This window comes from Streptomyces zagrosensis (genome assembly GCF_014203645.1).
Classification (GTDB): domain Bacteria; phylum Actinomycetota; class Actinomycetes; order Streptomycetales; family Streptomycetaceae; genus Streptomyces; species Streptomyces zagrosensis.
The window spans coordinates 38,297-59,136 of the sequence record NZ_JACHJL010000009.1; the positions used below are offsets into that span (position 1 = coordinate 38,297).

The 20,840-nt window shown below is 67.3% G+C and carries 21 protein-coding genes; 13 read left to right on the top strand and 8 right to left on the bottom strand.

The window, feature by feature from the left end:
* Positions 1 to 94 precede the first annotated feature (94 nt).
* Complete coding sequence (locus FHS42_RS18110) at positions 95 to 2,275, top strand: CocE/NonD family hydrolase (RefSeq protein WP_221476640.1); 2,181 nt, start codon at positions 95 to 97, stop codon at positions 2,273 to 2,275.
* A gap of 105 nt (positions 2,276 to 2,380) precedes the next feature.
* On the opposite strand, the gene FHS42_RS18115 is transcribed toward FHS42_RS18110, so the two are convergent.
* The 3 genes from FHS42_RS18115 to FHS42_RS18125 form a co-directional block, all read right to left on the bottom strand.
* The gene (locus FHS42_RS18115) at positions 2,381 to 2,632 is read right to left on the bottom strand and encodes a hypothetical protein (protein ID WP_312866935.1); all 252 of its coding nucleotides are present in this window, start codon (positions 2,630 to 2,632) and stop codon (positions 2,381 to 2,383) included.
* Between the two features lie 161 nt (positions 2,633 to 2,793).
* The gene (locus tag FHS42_RS18120; protein WP_184573296.1) at positions 2,794 to 3,009 is read right to left on the bottom strand and encodes a DUF397 domain-containing protein; all 216 of its coding nucleotides are present in this window, start codon (positions 3,007 to 3,009) and stop codon (positions 2,794 to 2,796) included.
* Positions 3,010 to 3,837, bottom strand: a complete 828-nt coding sequence (locus FHS42_RS18125) for a helix-turn-helix domain-containing protein (protein ID WP_184573297.1) — start codon at positions 3,835 to 3,837, stop codon at positions 3,010 to 3,012. It abuts the gene before it with no gap.
* A 130-nt stretch (positions 3,838 to 3,967) separates the two neighbouring features.
* Between FHS42_RS18125 and FHS42_RS18130 the strand changes: the two genes are divergently transcribed.
* The 12 genes from FHS42_RS18130 (at position 3,968) to FHS42_RS18185 (ending at position 15,215) form a co-directional block, all read left to right on the top strand.
* Positions 3,968 to 4,150 (top strand): hypothetical protein, encoded by a 183-nt coding sequence (locus FHS42_RS18130; RefSeq protein WP_184573298.1) that lies wholly within the window; start codon positions 3,968 to 3,970, stop codon positions 4,148 to 4,150.
* Positions 4,151 to 4,201: 51 nt separating this feature from the next.
* A complete protein-coding gene (locus tag FHS42_RS18135) occupies positions 4,202 to 5,056 on the top strand; it encodes a hypothetical protein (protein ID WP_184573299.1) in 855 nt (284 codons plus the stop codon).
* Positions 5,053 to 5,391 carry a hypothetical protein gene (locus tag FHS42_RS18140; RefSeq protein WP_184573300.1) on the top strand — a complete coding sequence of 113 codons (339 nt, stop codon included), beginning with the start codon at positions 5,053 to 5,055 and terminating at the stop codon, positions 5,389 to 5,391. The genes FHS42_RS18135 and FHS42_RS18140 overlap by 4 nt, the downstream gene beginning before the upstream one ends.
* Before the next feature lie 208 nt (positions 5,392 to 5,599).
* Positions 5,600 to 5,956 (top strand): hypothetical protein, encoded by a 357-nt coding sequence (locus FHS42_RS18145; RefSeq protein ID WP_184573301.1) that lies wholly within the window; start codon positions 5,600 to 5,602, stop codon positions 5,954 to 5,956.
* A 338-nt stretch (positions 5,957 to 6,294) separates the two neighbouring features.
* Positions 6,295 to 7,935, top strand: a complete 1,641-nt coding sequence (locus FHS42_RS18150) for a peptide ABC transporter substrate-binding protein (protein WP_184573302.1) — start codon at positions 6,295 to 6,297, stop codon at positions 7,933 to 7,935.
* A gap of 127 nt (positions 7,936 to 8,062) precedes the next feature.
* The gene (locus tag FHS42_RS18155; protein ID WP_184573303.1) at positions 8,063 to 8,986 is read left to right on the top strand and encodes an ABC transporter permease; all 924 of its coding nucleotides are present in this window, start codon (positions 8,063 to 8,065) and stop codon (positions 8,984 to 8,986) included.
* Positions 8,979 to 10,061 carry an ABC transporter permease gene (locus FHS42_RS18160; protein ID WP_184573304.1) on the top strand — a complete coding sequence of 361 codons (1,083 nt, stop codon included), beginning with the start codon at positions 8,979 to 8,981 and terminating at the stop codon, positions 10,059 to 10,061. The genes FHS42_RS18155 and FHS42_RS18160 overlap by 8 nt, the downstream gene beginning before the upstream one ends.
* A gap of 104 nt (positions 10,062 to 10,165) precedes the next feature.
* The gene (locus FHS42_RS18165; RefSeq protein ID WP_184573533.1) at positions 10,166 to 11,104 is read left to right on the top strand and encodes an ABC transporter ATP-binding protein; all 939 of its coding nucleotides are present in this window, start codon (positions 10,166 to 10,168) and stop codon (positions 11,102 to 11,104) included.
* Positions 11,094 to 12,152 (top strand): ABC transporter ATP-binding protein, encoded by a 1,059-nt coding sequence (locus tag FHS42_RS18170; protein WP_184573305.1) that lies wholly within the window; start codon positions 11,094 to 11,096, stop codon positions 12,150 to 12,152. Before FHS42_RS18165 ends, FHS42_RS18170 begins: the two co-directional genes overlap by 11 nt.
* A 172-nt stretch (positions 12,153 to 12,324) precedes the next feature.
* The gene (locus tag FHS42_RS18175; protein ID WP_184573306.1) at positions 12,325 to 12,786 is read left to right on the top strand and encodes a hypothetical protein; all 462 of its coding nucleotides are present in this window, start codon (positions 12,325 to 12,327) and stop codon (positions 12,784 to 12,786) included.
* 9 nt (positions 12,787 to 12,795) lie between these two features.
* Complete coding sequence (locus tag FHS42_RS18180) at positions 12,796 to 14,658, top strand: alpha/beta hydrolase (RefSeq protein WP_312866936.1); 1,863 nt, start codon at positions 12,796 to 12,798, stop codon at positions 14,656 to 14,658.
* Between the two features lie 77 nt (positions 14,659 to 14,735).
* Complete coding sequence (locus FHS42_RS18185) at positions 14,736 to 15,215, top strand: hypothetical protein (protein ID WP_184573307.1); 480 nt, start codon at positions 14,736 to 14,738, stop codon at positions 15,213 to 15,215.
* 66 nt (positions 15,216 to 15,281) lie between these two features.
* Here FHS42_RS18185 and FHS42_RS18190 read toward each other — a convergent pair whose 3' ends face one another.
* The 5 genes from FHS42_RS18190 to FHS42_RS18210 form a co-directional block, all read right to left on the bottom strand.
* The gene (locus FHS42_RS18190) at positions 15,282 to 16,484 is read right to left on the bottom strand and encodes an ABC transporter ATP-binding protein (RefSeq protein ID WP_376772630.1); all 1,203 of its coding nucleotides are present in this window, start codon (positions 16,482 to 16,484) and stop codon (positions 15,282 to 15,284) included.
* Between the two features lie 8 nt (positions 16,485 to 16,492).
* Positions 16,493 to 17,746: an ABC transporter ATP-binding protein gene (locus tag FHS42_RS18195; RefSeq protein WP_246494957.1), complete on the bottom strand. Its 1,254-nt coding sequence runs from the start codon at positions 17,744 to 17,746 to the stop codon at positions 16,493 to 16,495.
* A gap of 13 nt (positions 17,747 to 17,759) precedes the next feature.
* Positions 17,760 to 18,737: an ABC transporter permease gene (locus tag FHS42_RS18200; protein WP_184573309.1), complete on the bottom strand. Its 978-nt coding sequence runs from the start codon at positions 18,735 to 18,737 to the stop codon at positions 17,760 to 17,762.
* Positions 18,738 to 18,820: 83 nt separating this feature from the next.
* Positions 18,821 to 19,033, bottom strand: a complete 213-nt coding sequence (locus FHS42_RS18205; RefSeq protein ID WP_184573310.1) for a hypothetical protein — start codon at positions 19,031 to 19,033, stop codon at positions 18,821 to 18,823.
* Positions 19,030 to 20,814, bottom strand: coding sequence for an ABC transporter substrate-binding protein (locus FHS42_RS18210; RefSeq protein WP_184573311.1), 1,785 nt, complete (start codon positions 20,812 to 20,814; stop codon positions 19,030 to 19,032). The genes FHS42_RS18205 and FHS42_RS18210 overlap by 4 nt, the downstream gene beginning before the upstream one ends.
* Positions 20,815 to 20,840: the final 26 nt, after the last annotated feature.

Genomic DNA, 20,840 nt, shown 5'->3' on the forward strand with positions numbered 1-20,840 from the left:
GCATTCCCGCTGGTCAACGGCCGGCCCAAGGAGGGGCCGCGCGGTGACGAGAGCGGTGACGAGAGCGGTTACGAGAAGGGAGTGAACCGGGACCATGCGCTATGTGAGCAACTTGCCATACGCGACGAGGGAAGCGGAACACCTCACCATCGCCATGTCCGACGGCGTCTGCCTGTCGGCGCACGTCTGGCGCCCGACGTCATCCGACGACGAACCGGTTCCCGCGGTCCTGGAGTACATCCCGTACCGCAAGCGCGATCTGACGTCCGTACGCGACTCGATCCACCACCCCTACCTGGCCGGCCACGGCTATGCCTGCGTACGCGTCGATCTCCGCGGCACCGGCGATTCGGGGGGAGTGCTGCGCGATGAATACCTGGAGCAGGAGCAGCAGGACGCCGAGGAGGTGCTCGCCTGGCTGGCCGACCAGCCCTGGTGCGACGGCACGACCGGGATGATGGGCATCTCCTGGGGCGCCTTCGCCGCGCTCCAGGTCGCCGCCCGGCAACCGCCGAGCCTACGGGCCATCGTCATCGCGTCCTTCACCGACGACCGGTTCGCCGACGACATGCACTACATGGGTGGCGCGCTGCTCTCCGACAATTTGGCCGAGGCGGGCACCATGTTCGCCTACGGCACCTGTCCGCCCGACCCGGCCGTCGTCGGCCGCCGGTGGCGCGAGATGTGGCACGAGCGCCTGGAGAACACCGAGCCATGGGTTCTGGAGTGGCTGCGGCACCAGCGTCGCGACGACTACTGGCGGCGCGCCTCGGTCTGCGAGGACTACCAGGCCGTGCGCTGTCCGGTGCTCGCGTCGAGCGGCTGGGCCGATGGCTACTCCAACGCGGTCACCCGGCTGCTCGCCAACCTGGATGTGCCCCGCAAGGGCCTCATCGGGCCGTGGTCGCACAAGTTCCCGCACCTGGGCGAGCCGGGCCCGGCGATCGGCTACCTCCAGGAGGTCGTGCGCTGGTGGGACCGCTGGCTCAAGGGCATCGACAACGACGTCATGGACGGTCCCATGCTGCGCACCTGGATGCAGGAGAGCGTGCCCCCTTCCACGTCGTACGAGGAGCGCCCCGGCCGCTGGGTCGCTGAGCAGAGTTGGCCATCGCCCCACATCCAGCAGGTCGTACGCCCTCTCCTTCGGCATCGCATCGGCACCCCCGAGGAGGCACCGGCGGGCGCCGGCGGCCCAGGCGGCGGACACCGCGGGGACGGCGCGCTGCCGGCGGCGGGGGCCGCGGGCGATGCGGGGATCGGCGCGGATGCGGGCGCGGGTGCCGGCTCGGGCACGGGTGCGGACGCGAGCTCGGGCACGGGTGCGGGTGCGGGGGAGGGGGTGGCGCTGACGGTGCGATCGCCGCTTTCCGTGGGCCAGTTCGCCGGCAAGTGGGCGTCCTACAACGCGCCCCCAGACCTGCCGTACGACCAGCGCGAGGAGGACGGCGGCTCGCTGGTCTTCGATACGGACACGCTCACCGAGTGCGTGGAGATACTCGGCTCGCCCACCGTGGAGTTGGACCTCGCCGTATCGGAGCCGGTCGCCCAGGTCGCCGCCCGTATCTCCGACGTCGCGCCGGACGGCAGCGCGACCCGGGTGACGTACGGACTACTCAACATCGGCCGCGGCGACGGCACCAAGGACCCCGAGCCGTTGGAACCAGGCCGCCGCTACCGCGCGGTCATCGAACTCAACGGCGTGGCCCAGGCGTTCCCGGCCGGCCACCGCATCCGGCTCTCGCTGTCCACCTCGTACTGGCCGCTGGCCTGGCCGCCGCCGCGGCCGGTGCTGCTGAGCGTGTACGAGCGGACGAGCACATTGACGCTGCCGGTGCGCCCGGCGGATCGGCCCGATGGGCTGCCGCAACATCCGTTCGGCGAACCAGAGGGCACCGCGCCGCTGCCGAGCACCCAGCTCACCCCCGTAGAGGAACGCTGGGACGTAAAGCGGGACCTGGTTGGCTACCACGCGGAGCTGGAAATCGTGAAGGACCGGGGCATGGTGCGCTTCGATGACATCTGCCTCGATGTGGGCCGCCGCGCCTACGAGCGCTACACGGCCGTCGCGGACGACTTCACCTCGCCCAGCGGCGAATCGGCCTGGACGATGCACTTTCGGCGCGGCGACTGGGACGTTCGCGTGGAAACCCGCACGGTGATGCGGTGCAACGAGAAGGAGTTCCTGGTCAACGCCACGTTGGACGGCTACGAGGGAGACCGCCGGGTCTTCTCCCGCAGTTGGAACGAGACGGTGCCGCGCGACTGCTTGTGAGTTGGGCGCGTGCCAGGGGGCATGGAGCTGACGGTGGTGGGCGGCGGTGGGCCGCCAGTGGTGGGGCGGGCGGCCGGGGAGCGACCCGGCCGCTCGCCCCGACCGTCACCCGGTTGGTGCCGCCGCTGCCGACTCGTTGCCGTCGTTGGCCGTGGCCCGCCGGCGTACGCCCTGGGCTACGGCCGCCGCAGCGAGCGCGAGGGCGACCAACAGCGCGCTGACCCACAGCGGCGAGCGATAGCCGAGCCCCGCACCGATGACCAGGGCGCCGATGGCCGGCCCGATCGCGGCGCCCACGTTGAACGCGGCCGTGGCGAAGCTGCCGCCCAGGGTGGGCGCCTTGGTCGCTGCGTACAACGCGGGTGGACCAGGTGCCGCCGCTGGTCCACCACGTGGCCTTTACGCACGTCGCAGCCTCACTCTCTGGCAACCACGGGGCGTTGGCGCGCCAGGTAGAGCGACGAAAGCCCGCCACCTTCGATGAGGTGGCGGGGCTGTTCGCGTAGCTGCGCTAAGGGTCAGACGGTGAACTCCCCCGCCTTGATTCCGGCCACGAACGCCGACCAGGCCGACGCCTCGAAGGCTAGCGCCGGACCGTGCGGGTTCTTGCTGTCTCGGACTGGGACGAGCCCGTGTGTGTGCGCGTGGTCGGGGGCCCATTCGACGCATTGCCCGCCGTTGGCTCCGCTGTAACTGGACGCCACCCATCGCTGTCGGCTGTCCGCCTTCATCATTTACGTCTCCTTGCCCGTACGAAGCGCCCTGATCATTGCCCTAGAAGCATCTGGGGCCAAGGCGTGAGCGCGCAAGCGATCGAACGCTTCGACGGTGTACTCCACCGCTGGGCCATCCTGGTACAGGCGACCACCAGTTGGATCGTCCGCGTGCATCACAGCCTTGCCCTCGGGCAATTTCAATAGCGTGAACGCGGTGAGGTATGTCCCCACCGCGCCCGCGCTGAAGGGGAGTACCTGAAGTTCGACGTTGCCAACCGCGGACAAGTCCACGAGATGATCTAACTGGGCCGCCATGACGGAGGGGCCCCCAACCTCGGCGCGCAAGGCGGCCTCGTTGATCACTACCCACAGGGTCAGTGGAGGTTGGCGCTCAAGCACCGTACGCCGTCGCAGGCGCTGCGCCACCTTGGCAGCGATGACCTTCTCTGTCTCCCCCGGGAAGCCCGCGCGAAACTGGGCTGTGGCGTAGTCGTCCGTCTGGAGGATGCCCATCAGAGTCGTTGACGAGTAGTCGAACACATGCGTCGCCCTCCGCTCCAACTTCAGATACGGGACGAACCAGGACGGCGCCGCTTCCTCGTCAATGCGGGCTCGGTGCCCTGCGTACAGTCCCGGCGTTCCGAAGACCCGATCGCAGCCCTCAGCGAATGCGGCACTCGCCAGAATGACGCCCTTCTCGACCTTGCTCACGTAGCTCTCGCTATAGCCGCCTGCGGCGGCGCCCAGCGCTCTCTGCGTGATCTTGCGCCCCTCGCGCACACGTCGGACATCCTGCCCGAATCGAACCAACGGATTCAGATGCGAGGACGCACTCTCATCGGACATGACCTCTGCCTCAGCATTCTCCCGATCAACCCCGCTAAGGGCGGAGTTGGGAATCTGAATGTAGGCCATTCAAGCCTTCCCGGTCTGCCGGAACCGTCGTTGTCTAGTCAGTCCAAGAAGGGAGTTGCACATGACGACGATGAGCCTGAAGGTCTACCGCAAGCGCCCGGGTGAGGACCCTAGGGACTGTCGAGCCACGACGGTGGTCACCATCGACCCCGACGAGGTGACGGCTCAGTGGTTGGACGACCACTACCCGCCCCAGTGGCCGGCGTGCCAGTGCCTCAACTGCTGCGACAGCAAGGGGAGTTGAGCTGCTGTGGAGAAGCCTGATCACTGGCCCCCCGCGCCCGAACCAGCGAACATGATGAGGTTGACCCAACTCGCCGGCGAACGCGATGGGGTGGGCACAGCCGACCGGCGCAGCATTGTGCTGACCTGGCAGCACACTGTACGTGTCGCTGATGGCACCGTGCTGCGGTTCTTCCTCACGGACGCCGACCCGTGCGAGCCCGCCATGGGATGGAAGCCCGCGACGGACATCGAGTTCCAACACGCGTACGAGAACGCACTGTTCGACCCGAAGGCGCTTGCGGCTGGCGAGCTGTGCGCCAACACCCACCGCATCCAAATTCCGCTGGATGCGCTCGCCGGAACGGGCGGGTTCTTTTGGTCGGACGGAGCACACACAGCCGGAATCATGACCACCAACGGCAAGGCGCCCGAGGACTGCGAGCTCCACCTAGCACACGTCCCGGGGCCACAAGTGATCCCGGGCGCCCCGCACGTCCGCGTGAGTCTGCTGGTGTGGAAACCGCTGGACCCCGAGGCCCCAGGCGACACGACCCGCGGCTTGCCGCAGGTCCTACAGATCCGCGAGGGTACGACCCCATGGCAGGTGCCGGGCGTCATCCTGCGCCCCGGTGAGCTGCTGTTATCCGCGGCAGCGCGGGCCGCGTACGCGGTCGGGCTGGAACTGCCGAACCACCACCGCGTACTCGCCACCGACTTCCGCCGTCCCGAGCACATGACATTGGTCGTAGACGGTGGCTGGGTCTCGGGGGCGGACGCGCGGACAGCGGACGGCCACTTCAGCTCGTGCCGGTGCCACGCCGAGCCGCACAGCAGGCGGTGGGCTGCCTGGACGGAACTGGACGACGTGATGACTCGCGCCCTGCATGCCGCGGTGACCATCCCACTAGGTAAGGAGAACAGGTGATCCCGTTGCCGCGCCACTGGAAGACCCACACCCACGGATACGCCGCGTTCTGTCTCGGGGATGGCGACGAGTGCGAAGCCGAGGCGGACGACAGGCTGACCATCGCCGAGGTAGACGTGTGGATGGCGACGCACCGAGCCCACAGTGGGCATGCCCGCTTCCACGTCTCCGCCTTCGGCACGGCTGACCTGTGCGAGGGCCAACCGCCACTTCTCCTGCCCACCGCCGCCCCCGCGTTGCGACTTCTGGTAACCGCCGCCCTGACCCAGATGAACCACTTGTGGACCCGCCACTACACACGCGCCCTCACCCGCTTGAACAAGCAGGCGCCATGACAGCCATGACAGGCAGGCGACTGATCCGGCAGGTGGTAGATGCGCGCCAAGCGCGCGTGGGCGACTGCGTCGCACTCGGTGAGCTAGTGCGGACCGTTCAAGAAGTGCGGCGTACTGAGACCGGGACCACGCTCATACTCCGCAACGGGTCCGTGACCCTCCTGCACGGCGTGCGGGTCACGGTGCATCGGGGTGACAGTCGGCTGTGATGACGTCGCAGTGCACAGCCGTCGCCATCGCTGATGTCCCGGACGACGGGACCGTAGATCTCCGCGAGCTGGGTGAGGCACACGATGACGGCCATGCTGCTCTGGCCACCGACCTGGACCCCTGGGGTGCGGTTTTCTTCCGCTGGTCAGAGAGCGGCTACCGCTTCGAGGCTCACCCGTGGTGCGCGGTTGTCGGGTGGCCGCGCGAGCACGCGTGCTCCCTGTACGTGTCCCACAGCGGCCCCCACCGGTGGGCAGTCACGGACCCCGCGGATGAGGCTTCACACGTCGCAACCGAGAAGGAGTCGTTCGGGCGGTGGCCGGGGCTGTTTCAGCGTAAGCCGGCAACGGACTAGCGCCCGCTCCCGCCCCTTCTCCGCTGGCCAGCTCGCGGAGCCGGGGTGGGTGAACCGCCGGTAAGGCGCGCTGCCGGGATGCGGCGTCCACGGATTAACCGCGGCCCCGGCTGGCACTCCGCAGCCCCGGCTGGCACTCCGCAGCCCCGGCTGGTGCTCAGCGCGGCCCGGCCTGCCGTGCGGACCGGTGGGGCTGGCGACCGTGCGCGCCCCCACCCCTTCGGACAGGCCCCCGGCAGGCCGATCGGCGACCCGGATAGCCGCGCTTGGAGTGCGGTTCATGATCATGTGGGGTGATATCGGGTCCTAAGTGTGCTTCGGGATCTGAGGAGGACTCCATGCGCGAAGTCAGGTGCGCCAAGTGGGTCGTCTGCGCGCTGGCCGTCGCGGTGGCGGCGGCTGGCTGTGGCGGAGGTGGGGACAGTGGCGGGGGCGGGGGCGGGGGCGACGGGTCGGGCACCGTGCGGTCCTCCTGGGGCGACCCGCAGAACCCGCTGGAGCCCGCGAACACCAACGAGGTGCAGGGCGGCAAGGTCTTGGACATGGTCTTCCGCGGGTTGAAGCGGTACGACCCGAAGACCGGCAAGGCCCAGGACATGCTGGCCCAAAAGATCGAGACGAAGGACTCCCAGAACTACACGGTCACCATCAAGAAGGGGTGGACCTTCCAAAACGGCGAGAAGGTCACCGCGAAGTCCTTCGTGGACGCCTGGAACTACGGCGCGCTGTTGGACAACAAACAGAAGAACGCCTACTTCTTCGAGTACATCGAGGGCTACGACGCGGTCCACCCCACCTCGGGGAAGGCCACGGCCAAGACCCTGTCCGGGCTCCAGGTGAAGAACGACAGCACCTTCACCGTCCGGCTCACCCAGAAGTTCTCCACCTGGCCGGAGACCTTGGGGTATGCCGCTTTCGCGCCGCTGCCCCGGGCGTTCTTCGACCACCATGACGCGTGGGTGAGCAAGCCCATCGGCAATGGCCCGTACATGGTTGGCTCGTACAAAAAGGGCTCGTCGATGAAGCTCAAGAAGTGGGAGAAGTACTCCGGCCCCGACAAGGCCCAAAACGGCGGCGTCGAGTTGCGCGTCTACACCGACGTCGGTACGGCGTACACCGATCTCCAGGCCGGAAACCTCGACCTGGCCGACGACATTCCCGCCGCGCAGCTCAAGAACGTGAAACAGGACCTGGGCGACCGGTACATCAACCAACCCGCCGGCATCATCCAAACCCTCACCTTCCCCATGTACGACAAGCGGTGGAACAAGGAAGGGATGGAAAAGGTCAGGCGCGGCCTGTCGATGGCCATCGACAGGAAGCAGATCACCGAGCGGATCTTCGAGAAGACACGCACCCCGGCCACCGACTGGACATCGCCGGTGCTCGGTGACGACGGCGGTTACCAGGCCGGGCTGTGCGGCGAAGCGTGCTCGTACGACCCGCCCCAGGCCAAGAAGCTCATCCAGGAGGGCGGCGGGCTGCCCGGCGGCAAGATGACGATCACGTACAACGCGGACACCGGCTCCCACAAGGACTGGGTGGACGCGGTGTGCAACAGCATCAACAACGCGCTCGACAAGGAAAACGCCTGTGTCGGCACGTCGATCGGCACCTTCGCCGACTACCGCAACAAGATCACCGACCGGCAGATGAAGGGCCCTTTCCGCGCCGGCTGGCAGATGGACTATCCGCTGATCCAGAACTTTCTCCAGCCGATGTTCTACACCAACGCCTCGTCCAACGACGGCGAGTACAGCAGCAAGAAGTTCGATGACCTGGTGGACCAGGCCAACGCCGAGTCGGACACCGGAAAGGCCATCGCCGACTTCCGGCGGGCCGAGAAGGTGCTAGCCGATGACATGCCCGGCATTCCGCTCTGGTACCAAAACGGCAGCGCCGGCTATTCGGACCGGCTCAGCGATGTGCGGCTCAACGCCTTCAGCGTTCCGGTCTACAACCAGATCAAGGTCAACTGACCCCGCAGGCGAGCGGTTCGGCGCATTCGCCGACCCAGGCCCAGGGCCGGGCCCCGGACCGTAGGGCCACCCGCCACGCGGCCCCATCGGAGCCACCCAGCCGACCCTCCCCTCTCCGGAGCCACCCATGGGACGCTATGTGATCCGGCGGCTGTTGCAGATGATCCCGGTGTTCATCGGCAGCACGTTCCTGATCTTCTTCATGGTGTTCGCGCTCGGCGACCCGGTGGCCGCACTCTTCGGCGACCGGGCGCCCGACCCCGCGACCGCCGCGCAGATCCGCAAGGACCTCTTCCTCGACGAGCCGCTGTGGAAGCAGTACCTGCACTACATGAGTCTGACCTTCCGAGGCGATTTCGGTACCGCCTTCAACGGCCAGCAGGTCACCGAGCTGATGGCGGACGCCTGGCCGATCACCGTCCGGCTGACGCTGGTGGCCATCGCCTTCGAAATACTCATCGGCATCACGCTCGGCGTCCTCAGCGGTCTGCGCCGGGGGCGCGCCGTGGACACCACGGTGCTGGTGCTGACGCTCGTCGTCATCTCCATTCCAACCTTCGTCAGCGGCTACGTGCTCCAGTACCTGTGCGGCGTCAAGTGGAACACCGTGAGCCCCACCGTCTCGCCCGAGGCGCCGCTCAACGAACTCCTGCTGCCCGGCGTCGTCGTGGGCCTGGTCTCCCTCGCCTACGTCACCCGGCTGACCCGCACCTCCGTCGCGGAGAACGTACGCGCCGACTACGTACGCACCGCACTGGCCAAGGGGCTGCCCCGGCGCCGCATCATCACCCGGCATCTGCTGCGTAACTCGCTGATTCCGGTGGTCACGTTCATCGGTACCGACATCGGCGGCCTGATGGGCGGCGCCCTCGTCACCGAGCGAATCTTCAACATCCACGGCGTCGGCTACCAGCTCTACCAGGGCGTCCTGCGGCAGAACTCGCCCACCGTCGTCGGCTTCGTGACCATCTTGGTGATCGTCTTCCTGGTCGCCAACCTGATCGTCGATCTCCTCTACGCCGTGCTCGACCCGAGGATTCGCTATGCCTGAGCCGCCTCCCCAGGGCCCGCCTCCCGGATCGGCTGGTCCTCCTCAAGGCCCGCCCGGACCCTTCCAGGGCCCGCCCCACGGACCGACCGGTCCTGCGCAGGGATCGCCCCACGACCCCAACGCGGCCATCGCCCCCACCGGCGGGCCCGCGTTCGACCTGGCCAGCAGCGAGGCCCAGACGCTGGAGCACGGCCCCGGCCAGGAACCCGCCGGTCCCGGGCCCGAGGTCAGGGTCGGCAGCCTGTGGTCGGACGCCTGGCGCGATCTGCGGCGCAACCCGGTCTTCATCATCTCCGCGCTGCTGATCCTGTTCCTGATCGTCATCTCGATCTGGCCCTCACTGATCGCCAGCGGCAGCCCGTACAAGGCCGATCTCGCCAAGGCGCAAGGGGGCGCCGAACCCGGGCACCCCTTCGGCTACGACGTGCAGGGCCGCGACCTCTACACCCGGGTCGTGTACGGGGCGCGCGCCTCCATCGTCGTCGGGGTGTGCGCAACGGCCGGCGCCGCCCTGCTCGGCAGCCTGCTCGGCGGGCTCGCCGGCTTCTTCGGCGGCTGGGGCGACGCCGTGCTGTCCCGCATCGCGGACATCTTCTTCGGCATCCCGATCGTCCTCGGCGGCCTGGTCTTCCTGTCCGTGATCACCAGCGGATCAGTGTGGCCGGTGGTCGGCTTCATCGTGTTGCTCGGCTGGCCGCAGATCTCCCGCATCGCCCGCGGCTCGGTGGTGACGGTCAAACAGAACGACTACGTACAGGCCGCACGGGCGCTCGGCGCGGGCAGCGGCCGGCTGCTGCTACGGCACATCGCGCCCAACGCCATCGCCCCGGTGATCGTCGTGGCCACCATCGCGCTCGGCACGTACATCGCCCTGGAGGCCACGCTCTCCTACCTCGGCGTGGGTCTCAAGCCCCCCACCGTGTCCTGGGGGATCGACATCTCGGCCGCCTCCACGCACATCCGCAACGCCCCGCACATGCTGCTGTGGCCCGCCGGGGCACTCAGCCTGACGGTGCTCGCGTTCATCATGCTCGGCGACGCGGTGCGCGACGCCCTCGACCCCAAGTTGCGCTGAGGAGACCGCAGGTGACCCTGGTCAACGAGCCCATCCCGCAGCCGGCCACCCCCGCGCCCGCCGGCCCGCTACTCGACGTACGCGATCTCCACGTCGAATTCCGGATGCGCGACGGCGTCGCGCACGCCGTCAACGGTGTGAGCTACAGCGTCCGCGCGGGCGAGACGCTCGCCGTGCTCGGCGAGTCCGGCTCGGGCAAGTCGGTCACCGCCCAGGCCATCATGGGCATCCTCGACTCCCCACCCGGCTATGTGACCGGCGGCCAAGTCCTCTTCCAGGGCCGCGACCTGCTCACCCTCGGCCGCGAGGAACGCCGCAAGGTACGCGGGGCGCACATGGCGATGATCTTCCAGGACGCGCTGTCCGCACTGAACCCGGTGGTCTCGGTCGGCGCACAACTCGGCGAGATGTACGAGGTGCACCGGGGCATGTCCCGCAGGTCCGCCCGCAAGAAGGCGGTCGAGCTGATGGAACGGGTACGCATCCCGGCCGCGCGGACCCGCGTGGGCGACTATCCGCACCAGTTCTCCGGTGGCATGCGGCAGCGCATCATGATCGCGATGGCGATGGCCCTGGAACCCGACCTGATCATCGCCGACGAGCCCACCACCGCCCTGGACGTCACCGTGCAGGCCCAGGTGATGGAGCTCCTCGCCGAGTTGCAGCACGAGCTCAACATGGGGCTGATCCTCATCACCCACGACCTGGGCGTGGTCGCGGACGTCGCCGACACCATCGCGGTGATGTACGCGGGCCGCATCGTGGAGACCGCCCCCGTACACGAGATCTACCGCGCCCCGGCCCACCCGTACACCCGCGGGCTGCTCGACTCGATCCCCCGCGTGGACCAAAAGGGGCAGGAGCTGTATGCGATCAAGGGCCTGCCACCGAACCTCATGCACATCCCCTCCGGATGCCCCTTCCACCCGCGCTGCCCGCGCGCCCGGGACATCTGCCGTAAGGACCACCCGCCGCTGTACGACGTCGCCCCGGGCCGCGCCAGCGCCTGCCACTTTTGGGAGGAGACCCTCAATGACGAGTGAGCCGATCCTGGAGGCGCGGGCGTTGGTCAAGCACTACCCGCTCACCCAGGGCGTCGTCATCAAACGACGGATCGGCGCGGTCAAGGCGGTGGACGGGGTCTCCTTCGACCTCGCCGCCGGCGAGACGCTCGGCATCGTCGGCGAGTCGGGTTGCGGCAAGTCCACCGTCGCCAAGCTCCTGGTCCACCTCGAACGCCCCACCCGCGGCCAGATCCTCTACCGCGGCGAGGACATCAGCCACCTTTCGGGCCGGGCCCTGAAGGCGGTACGCCGCAACATCCAGATGGTCTTCCAGGACCCGTACACCTCACTCAACCCCCGGATGACGGTCGGCGACATCATCGGCGAGCCCTACGACATCCACCCCGAGGTGGCCCCCAAGGGCGACCGCCGCCGCAAGGTACGCGACCTCCTCGATGTCGTCGGCCTCAACCCCGAGTACATCAACCGCTACCCGCACCAGTTCTCCGGGGGCCAACGCCAGCGCATCGGCATCGCCCGCGGCCTCGCCCTGCGCCCGGAGATCATCGTCGCCGACGAACCCGTCTCGGCACTCGACGTGTCCGTCCAGGCCCAGGTCATCAACCTGCTGGAAAATCTCCAGCAGGAGTTCAACCTGAGCTACATCTTCATCGCCCACGACCTCTCGGTGGTCCGCCACATCTCTGACCGGGTCGCGGTGATGTACCTGGGGCGGCTGGTCGAGATCGGCACCGAAACGGAGATCTACGACCACCCCACCCACCCGTACACCCAGGCCCTACTCTCCGCCGTCCCGGTCCCCAACCCCGAAGCCCGCGAACACCGCACCCGCATCCTCCTGTCCGGCGACGTCCCCTCCCCGGCTCACCCACCCTCCGGCTGCCGCTTCCGCACCCGCTGTTGGAAGGCCCAAGAACGCTGCGCCCTGGAGGTCCCCCTCCTAGCGGTCCCCGCCGTCTTCCGCACCACGACGGGCCCGGTGGCGCACGACTCGGCCTGCCACTTCGCGGAGGAACGGGACGTGGTACCGAACACGGAACCTGGCGGGGCGGGGCGGAAGGGGTAGCGGGGGTGGGGCGGCCGGGCGGCTGCGGGTTGAGGCCGGGGGGTGGGGGAGGGCTGGGGGTGGCAGGGGCGAGCCTGATCTGAGTACGACTACTCATACACATCACATGGACACTCTTCGTAGAGTGATCGCTGTTGCCGCAGGGGTCAATGAGGGGTGGAGAACGGTAGCCGTGGGAACTTTCGAGGACGAGTGGGCGCAGCTTCGACAGGGCGCGCCATCGCCCGTGGGTGATATGCGCCTGGCCAGCACCGAGGCGCCTGACCAGTGGAGCGGTGACGGCGGGGACGGCGTGAAGTCGGACAAGGCCGCATGGAACGCCGCGGGCGCGAGCGTCTCAGGCTTGCGGTCCAACGTCACGAAGGCGCTGACGGAACTGGAGCATGGCCAGCGTGGCGTGGAGAGCGGCACCGCAAAGGGCGTAGCCAGCGCGAAGGCACAGGGGGAGGTGTACCTCTCATGGCAGAGGTATTTGAAGGCCGTTGGCGAACGGTGTGTGGCGTTGAAGAGCCGGTTGGAAAAGGCCGGTAACGACCACTACCAGAACGATCAGGCCATGCACGGCGCGTTCGCCGGGATGAACGACCAGTACCGCGACACCCCCGCTGTGGGTGGCCAGAGTCAGGGCCGGTGACGTTGACCAGTGGACTTCTCGACACTGAAGACCCTGCGGCCTGCAGACTTCGAGGACGCGGCGGACGGCTACCGTGCGAGCCGGGACATGGCCAGCGCGGCCAAGGACGCTCTCAACGGTCGGATACCCATTGCCATGCGGAACGCACTCCATGGCGAGGCCGTGGACGCGGCTGCCGAGCAACTCCAGAAGTTATCCACGAACTTCCACTACATCCAGGTCGAATGCGGCCTGATGACAACGGCGTTGACCACACTCGCCGGCGAACTGAGTGTGGCCAAGAAGAAGCTGGAGGCGGCCATCGAGGCGGCCGAGGCAGGGGGGTGCACGGTGAACCCCGATGGTTCGGTGCGCTATCCCGCTGGCGGCGATGAGGTGGATGGCAAGGTCCCGGCAGGCGGTAGCGTAAACGGCACTGCTGCGGGCAACGGTTCATCGGGACCGATCGACCTCTCAGGGGACACTCGCGATGCGGCTGAAGCTCTCGATGACCAGGCCGCGCGCATGCACCCCAATCCGAACTACGGCCGTGCGCAGGAATATGCCGACCGCTTGGCTGAAGCAGTCGCTGAGGCCACAGAGGCGGACGAACGGTGGGCGCCGCAGCTGCGGCGCCTCAAGGCCGACGACGACTTGCATGTCTCACACGCCGACTGGGCCGACACGGGGCACGATAGGGGAAGCGTCGGGCGCGCGGCGGAGCAGTACCTCCAGGCGATTGAGCCGCCGCCGAAGGACAAAGACCCAGCATCGAACGCGGAGTGGTGGAAAGACCTCTCGCGAGATGAGAAGGCAGCGTACGTTTCCCTGCACCCCGCCAGCGTGGGAGCCCTTGACGGCCTTCCGGCCGAGGTCCGCGACGAGGCGAACCGGACGGTGCTGGCAGAAAAGCGCAGCCAGTACGAGCTGGAGCTGCGGGGAACCCCCAAACCGCCGATCGACTGGAAAGACTGGCGTGCTTGGAACAAGAAACACGGGGACCGTTACTGGCACCTGAAGGGCAGCTTGGATGGGATGGCGAACATTCAGGGACGCTTCGATAGAACGGGTGAGCGCGGGCTGCCCGAAGCGTATCTTTTGGGGTTCGACCCTGCTGCGAACAAGGATGGTCGTGTCATCATAGCCAACGGGAATCCAGATACAGCCGACCACACAGCTATCCTCGTTCCGGGTACCAAAACGGCTCTGGAAAACGCCGATGACGAGATTGCGAAAAGCGATGCTCTATGGCGGGAAAGCGCTCGACTTTCCCCCAGTGAGTCGGTCTCCACCCTGATGTGGTTCGACTACGACGCACCGAACTCGGCCAAGCCGTTGGAAAACGGCGACATCCTGCCCGAGGCAATGGGTGACGGCTTCGCGGCGCGCGGAGCGCCAAATCTGCGTAGCTTCCTCGACGGTAACGAAGCGGCCCATCGGACTGCCACGGGAGACAGCGGGCACACCACTCTCATCGGGCACAGCTATGGCAGCACTCTCATCGGCGACACAGCCAAATACACCTCTGACTACGCCCCTGATTCGTGGGGCAACGCCTTGCCTGTGGACGATGTAGTGGCCGTTGGTAGCCCCGGTATGCAGGCCAAGCGGCCGGGTGACCTTGGCCTCGATCCTCACCACACTTGGGCCATGGCGGGTGGCGGGGATGACGAGCTCGTGCGTGAGGGTGGCAGGTGGGTCGGACTTGGGGGAGACCGAATCATCCCCACCGATCCCGAGTTCGGGGCCAACGTCATGAAGAGTGATTCGGATAGTCATGGTGGGTTCTGGCAAGAAGAGGATGGTAAGGCGTCGACGAGCTTATCGAACCAGGCGAAAGTGATCGTTGGTAGTTATGGAGAAGTTACCCTTGAGAGGGAAGCTCATTGGTGAGCGAGGGTGGTCGTGGTTGGAGGCGGGCGGGATCGGCGCTCGGTCTGGTCGTTATTCTCTGTATGGGGTGTTCTCCTGTGTCGGATGATTCGGAAAAGTTGAACTACCAGCCGGCGGATCGGCGGAGTAAAGAAGTAGAAGCCGAAATCGGTAGTCTGTCCAGTGAACTCCTGGACATGCTACGAGTCAAAGGGAAGGCCACGCCCGCAGACCCCATGGCGGGCCCGTGTGGGGCGATTGCCGATGCCCCTGAATCGTACCGAAGCGTCAGACATCCATGGTCTCTCTACGGCGTGGACAATAAGGTGTTGGGCGTCGCAATGGAAAACCTCGCGGAGGCGTTGCCGAAGCATGGTTGGCAGGTCGTCAAGCGGGGCCCGGCTGCCAACAAGAACCGAAGTTTGGAAATCCTCGCCGTGCACCTAGAAAGTAAGTCTCAAGCGGAGATCTCGTGGATGAAGGGCCAGGATGGCCACGAACCTCTGATTTCCTTCGCGGTCTACTCTCGCTGCTTCTCTGATCCCGACGCCTCCGCCAGCCCATCCAGCGGCGACTGACCGGAGCCCCCGGCCTGCACTCGGCAGGTACCCCCTCCGGCCCGCCTTTCCATCAGCCCCCCTTGCTTACGCCTTCCTCGGCCCGGCCCCCCGCAGCCGCAACGCCGGGTCGAGGATGACCTCGTGAGTGCGGGCCGTGGTGGGGGCCTCGGGGAAATGGCAGGCCGAGAGGTGGCCGTCGCGGTTGCCCTCGATGCGTACGAGCGCAGGCTCCTCCGTGGCGCAGCGGGTCTGGGCCTTCCAACAGCGGGTGCGAAATCGGCAACCCGATGGCGGGCGGATGGGGGAGGGGACGTCCCCGGCGAGCCGGATGCGTTCGCGGCCCCGGCCGGCGCGGGCCTGTGTTACCGCGGAGGTGCCGGGGCCGGCCTGGCCCTCGGGCGCTGATTCGCGCGCGTCGGCTTCGTCGATGAGCGTCGCCGCCTCGGGTACCGCCGACAGCAGGGCGTGGGTGTACGGGTGCCGTGGGCGCGTATAGATCGACTCGCGGTCGCCGATTTCCACGATCTTGCCCAGGTACATCACCGCGACCCGTTGCGAGAAGTGCCGTACTACGGCCAGGTCGTGGGCGATGAAGACGAAGGCGATGCCGAGTTCGGACCGTAGCCGCTGGAGCAGATTGACCACTTGGGCCTGGATGGACACATCGAGCGCCGACACCGGTTCGTCGGCGACGATGAGCCGCGGCTCCAGGGCGAGGGCGCGGGCCACGCCGATGCGCTGGCGTTGGCCGCCGGAGAACTCGTGCGGGAAGCGGTTGTAGTGCTCGGGGCTGAGCCCCACGGTCTCCAGGAGTTCGCGCACCCGGGCCTCCCGGCCGCCGGGGGGCTGGATGCGGTTGATCTCCATCGGGCCGGAGATGATCGCGCCGACCGTCTGCCGGGGGTTCAGCGACGAGTACGGGTCCTGGAAGATCATCTGGATCTCGGAACGAATCGGGGCGAGGCCCTTGCGGTCGGCGTGGGTGATGTCCTGCCCGCGGTAGCTGATCCGGCCGCCGGTCGGCTCCAGCAGGCGGGTCAGCAGCCGCCCGGTGGTGGACTTGCCGCAGCCCGACTCGCCGACCAGGCCGAAGCTCTCGCCCGCGTGCACCGTCACATCGATGCCGTCCACCGCCTGTACGGCCCCGACCTTCCGCTTGAACGGGAATCCACCCATGATCGGGAAGTGCTTCGTCAGCCGCTCGACCGTCAACAGCGGTTCTCCGGGAGCGGGTTCGGTCTTGTTCGCCGGCTGCTGGGTTGTGTCCTTGCTTCTGGGGTCGCTCATGGAGTTGCTCATGGGTTCGCTCCCTCGCCCGCGTCGTCCGCCGGTCGCTCGCTGGCCGAGCCCTCAACCGGCCTGTCGGCCTGGCCTTCGTGCGGCCTGCCGGCCTGGCTCTGGAGCGGACCACCGCTGGCCTGGTCTTTCAGCAGTCCGCCGCCCGGTGGCACCTGGTTGCTCTCGTCGCCATCGCCCCGTGTCGCTCGGCTGGTCCCGGTGTCCGCCGGCCCGCCGCGGCGGATGCTGACCGCGCGTTCGGGGCCCAGGTGGCAGGCGGCCCCGCGGCCCGGTGGCAGGGCCGGTCGTTCGGTGACGCAGCGGTTGCCGCCGACCTCGGCGGTGTGCGCGCAGCGCGGATGGAAGGGGCAGCCGGGTGGTGGGGCGAGGAGGCTGGGCGGGGAGCCGGGGATGGGGTTGAGTGGAATGTCTACGGGGGTGATCAGGCTCGGCATGGAGTCCAACAGGCCCCAGGTGTAAGGGTGTTGCGGGGCGCGTAGCACCTCGCGTACCGTCCCGCGTTCGACTGCCCGGCCCGCGTACATCACCAGCAGATCATCGGCCGTGTTGGCGACCACCCCCAGGTCATGAGTGATCAGGATGATCGCCGAGCCGAACTCCTGCTGGAGGTCGCCGAGCAGATCGAGGATCTGCGCCTGCACGGTGACATCGAGTGCCGTCGTCGGCTCGTCGGCGATCAGCAGATCGGGGTCGCAGACCAGCGCCATGGCGATCATCGCGCGCTGGCGCATGCCGCCGGAGAACTGGTGCGGATAGTCGTCCACGCGCAGCGACGGGTTGGGGATGCCGACCTTGGCGAGCATCTCGACGGCCCGTCGCCGCGCCTCCCGCTTGGAGGCGCCGGTGTGCTTGCGATACGGCTCGGCGATCTGCCGCCCGACCGTGTAGTAGGGGGAGAGCGCGGTCAGCGGGTCCTGGAAGATCATCGCCATCTTGTTGCCACGCAGCCGCTCCAGGGTGCGTTCCCCGGCGCCGATCAACTCCTGTCCGTCCAGCAGGATGTGGCCTTGCACCGTGGTGGTACGCGGGTCGTGCAGCCCGAGCACGCTGAGGTTGGTGACCGACTTGCCGGAGCCCGACTCACCGACGATGCCGAGGGTTGTGCCGCGTTCCAGGTCGAAGGAGAGGCCGTCCACCGCCTTGACGGTGCCGTCCTCGGTGGAGAAGCGTACGTAGAGGTCGCGTACCGACAGATACGCGCCGTCCGCGCGCGGTGCGGGCGCGCCCGCGCCCTTGGTGAGTGTGGTCATGTGGTCAGGGCTCCTAGGCGAGGCGCACACGCGGATCGATGACGGCGTAGACGGCGTCCACCACGATGTTGAACACCACGATCGCCCCCGAGCTGACCAGCATCACGCCCATCAGCATGGGCAGGTCCGTCAGCCGTACGGAGTCCACGGCCAGCCGTCCGATGCCGTGCAGCGTGAACGTGTACTCGGTGATCATCGCGCCACCGAGCAGCGAGCCGAGGTCCATGCCGAAGATGGTGACGATGGGCGCGATGGCCCCGCGCCAGGCGTAGCGGAAGAAGACCGTACGGCTGGACAGCCCCTTGGCGCGGGCGGTGCGGACGTGGTCCTCCTGGAGCTGCTCGACCATCTGGGAGCGGGTCATCCGGCTGTAGTTGGCCATGAAGATCAGCGAAAGCACCAGCCAGGGCAGCACCATGCCGCTGAACCACTTGGCAGGGTTCTCCGTGATCGGGTGGTACGCCGGCTGTTCCATGATCGACAGCCCGCTGACGAACCAGGCCAGACACAGCACGCCCACGAAGTAGATCTGCATGGACTGGCCGAGCAGCGACAACGAGCTGAAGAACTTGTCGATCCATGTGCCGCGCCGCCACGCGGCGATCATCCCGATGCCCACACCCACCACCAGGAAGACCGCGGCACCGCCAATGGCGAGCGAGAGCGTGGTGGGGAAGCGGTCCACGATGGTGCCCCAGACCGGTTCCTGGTTGACGAAGGAGTAGCCGAAGCAGGGGGCGTCACAGCGCCCGATGGGGAAGTCACGGCCCGCGAAGATGCCGACCATGAAGTCCCAGTACTGGACGGGGACCGGCTGGTCGAGGCCGAGGTTCTTGTTGATGATCGCCAGGGACGCCGGATCGCAGTTCTTGCCGCAGGCGAGCCTGGCGGGCTCCGCCGGCAGCGCGAAGAAGAGGAAGAACGTGATCGCGCTGATGAGGAGGAGTATCACGATCGCGCCGAGGGAGCGGCGGGCGAGGAATCTCAGCATGGCATCGCGGGTCTTCCGGGTCGGTGGGCTGCGGGGCCGGGCTTCCAGCGGTGGTGTTGTCGTGGGTGGGAGGGGAGGAGCGGTTACGTCATGGTCGTGGCGCTGCTGTCGTACGTGTCGTAGGTGTCGTACGCGTGAGGGTGTGCCGCGCGCTGGGCACGCGGTACGCGCCGTACGCGCTGGGCGCACCGCCAGGCGCGCCGTGCGGGTGGCGCGCAGCAGACGAACCTGGTGCGCCGGGAGCGCGCCTGGTGCAGCAGGTGCACCAGGCGCTCCTGACGCGTGGTTGTGGTCACTTCACGAACACGGCCGTTGGGTCCACGGCACCGTACGGCTCGTGGAACTTCACGCCACCGATGCCCGAACCCCACAGCGTGAACAGCCGGTTGTAAAACACGGGGACCTGCGGGATCTCCTCGGTGAGGATGCGTTCACCCAACGTGACCCATTCGGGGGCGGCCTGATCGACGTCTTCGATCTTGGCGATCCGCTCGATTTCCTTGTTGATCGCGGGGGAGTTGAGGTGTGAGTAGTTCGGCGAGTCGTCGTAGACGTTCTTGCCGCCGTAGATCGTCGGTACGACGGTGGAGCCGGATGGCCAGTCGGCGCTCCACGATGAGCGGTACAGATCGTAGGTGTTGTTCACCTTGCCGATCTGCGTGTAGTACGTGCCCCGGTCCAGTTCCTTCTTCTCCACCGTGAAGCCGGCCGATTCCAGGGCGCGTTCGACCACCACAGAGGCGTCCTGCGCGGGCTTGTCGTTGCCGTACGCGTAGACGATCGGGTAGCCCTCCTCGCCCGCCTCCTTCAGCAACTCCTTCGCCTTGGCGATGTTGCCGCCGGGGTACTTCTTCTTCTGGAACGGGTCGAAGCCCTTGTTGTGGCCCTTGAGGGTGGGGCCGACCAACGACCCGGCGATCTCACCGGCCTTGGGGCCGCCGTACTGCTGGAGATACTGACCGTTTGGAAACGCCCAGGCCAGCGCCTCGCGCACCTTCTTGTTCTTGACGCGGCTGGTGTTGATGCTGACGACGTCCACATAGGGCTGGGTGCGCGTCAGCGAGCGCGCCAATGCCTTCTTGTCCTTGAGGACGGTGGAGATCTGCGCCGGATCGACCGCGTTGTTCCACGTCATGGCGTGCTGGTCGGCGCCCTTGTCGGCGAGTAGCCGGCGAGTGGAGTCCACCCACTGATGGCCGAAGGAGACCTCGAACTTGTCCACGTACTGATGCCGGATCGGGTCGGTCTTCGGGTCCCAATGCTCGTTCCTGACGAAGGTGATGCCCTTGCCCGGCTTGAAGTTCGCCACCTTGTACGGGCCGGAGGAGATCGGTTTCTTGTTGTACTTCGGCGAGTCCTTGTCCGGCGGCACCGCGCCGATGTTCGGCATGGCCACCGCGAACGGCACCTCGGCGCGCGGCTGGTTGAAATGGAAGATGAGGGTCTTGTCGTCCGGCGTATCGAGCACCGATGCTGGTAGGTGATCGCCCTTGTACGGGCCGTCGGGCAGCGCCTTGCGGTAGCTCTGGCCCTCGCCCGACAGCCATTGCTGGAGGTACGTCGGGCCGTTGGTCTGGGACTTGTGGTACAGCCGCTCGATGGAGTGCCGCACATCCTTGGTGGTGATCGGCGTGCCGTCCTGGAACTTCAGCCCGTCCTTGAGCTTGTACGTCCAGGTCTTGCCGCCGTCCGACGATGTGCCGGTATCCGTCGCGAGGTCACCGACCAACTTGGTCCTTCCGGTCTTGTCATCCACCTGGTAGTTGGTCAGCGTGCGGTTGTAGACCGTCTGCATGATCAGTTCGTCGCTGACGTAGATCTGCCCGGGGTCGAGATACTCGTACGCATCACGCTGGAGCACCTGAACCGTGCCGCCCTGCTTTGCCCCCGGCACCTCCTTCGCGGGCCCTGTGGAGTCGGCGGCGGTGCCCAGGGTGATGCCCTGGGCCGCCATCGACGGTTCCTTGGCGTTGTCGTCGCTGGACCCGCCGCCCTCGCTGCACGCCGTGAGCACCAGGGCCCCGGTGGCCAGCGCGATGGCGCAGGTTCTGACATTCGATGTGCGATTGACCGTCATGGCTGTGAATGCACCTGCCTCGTCGG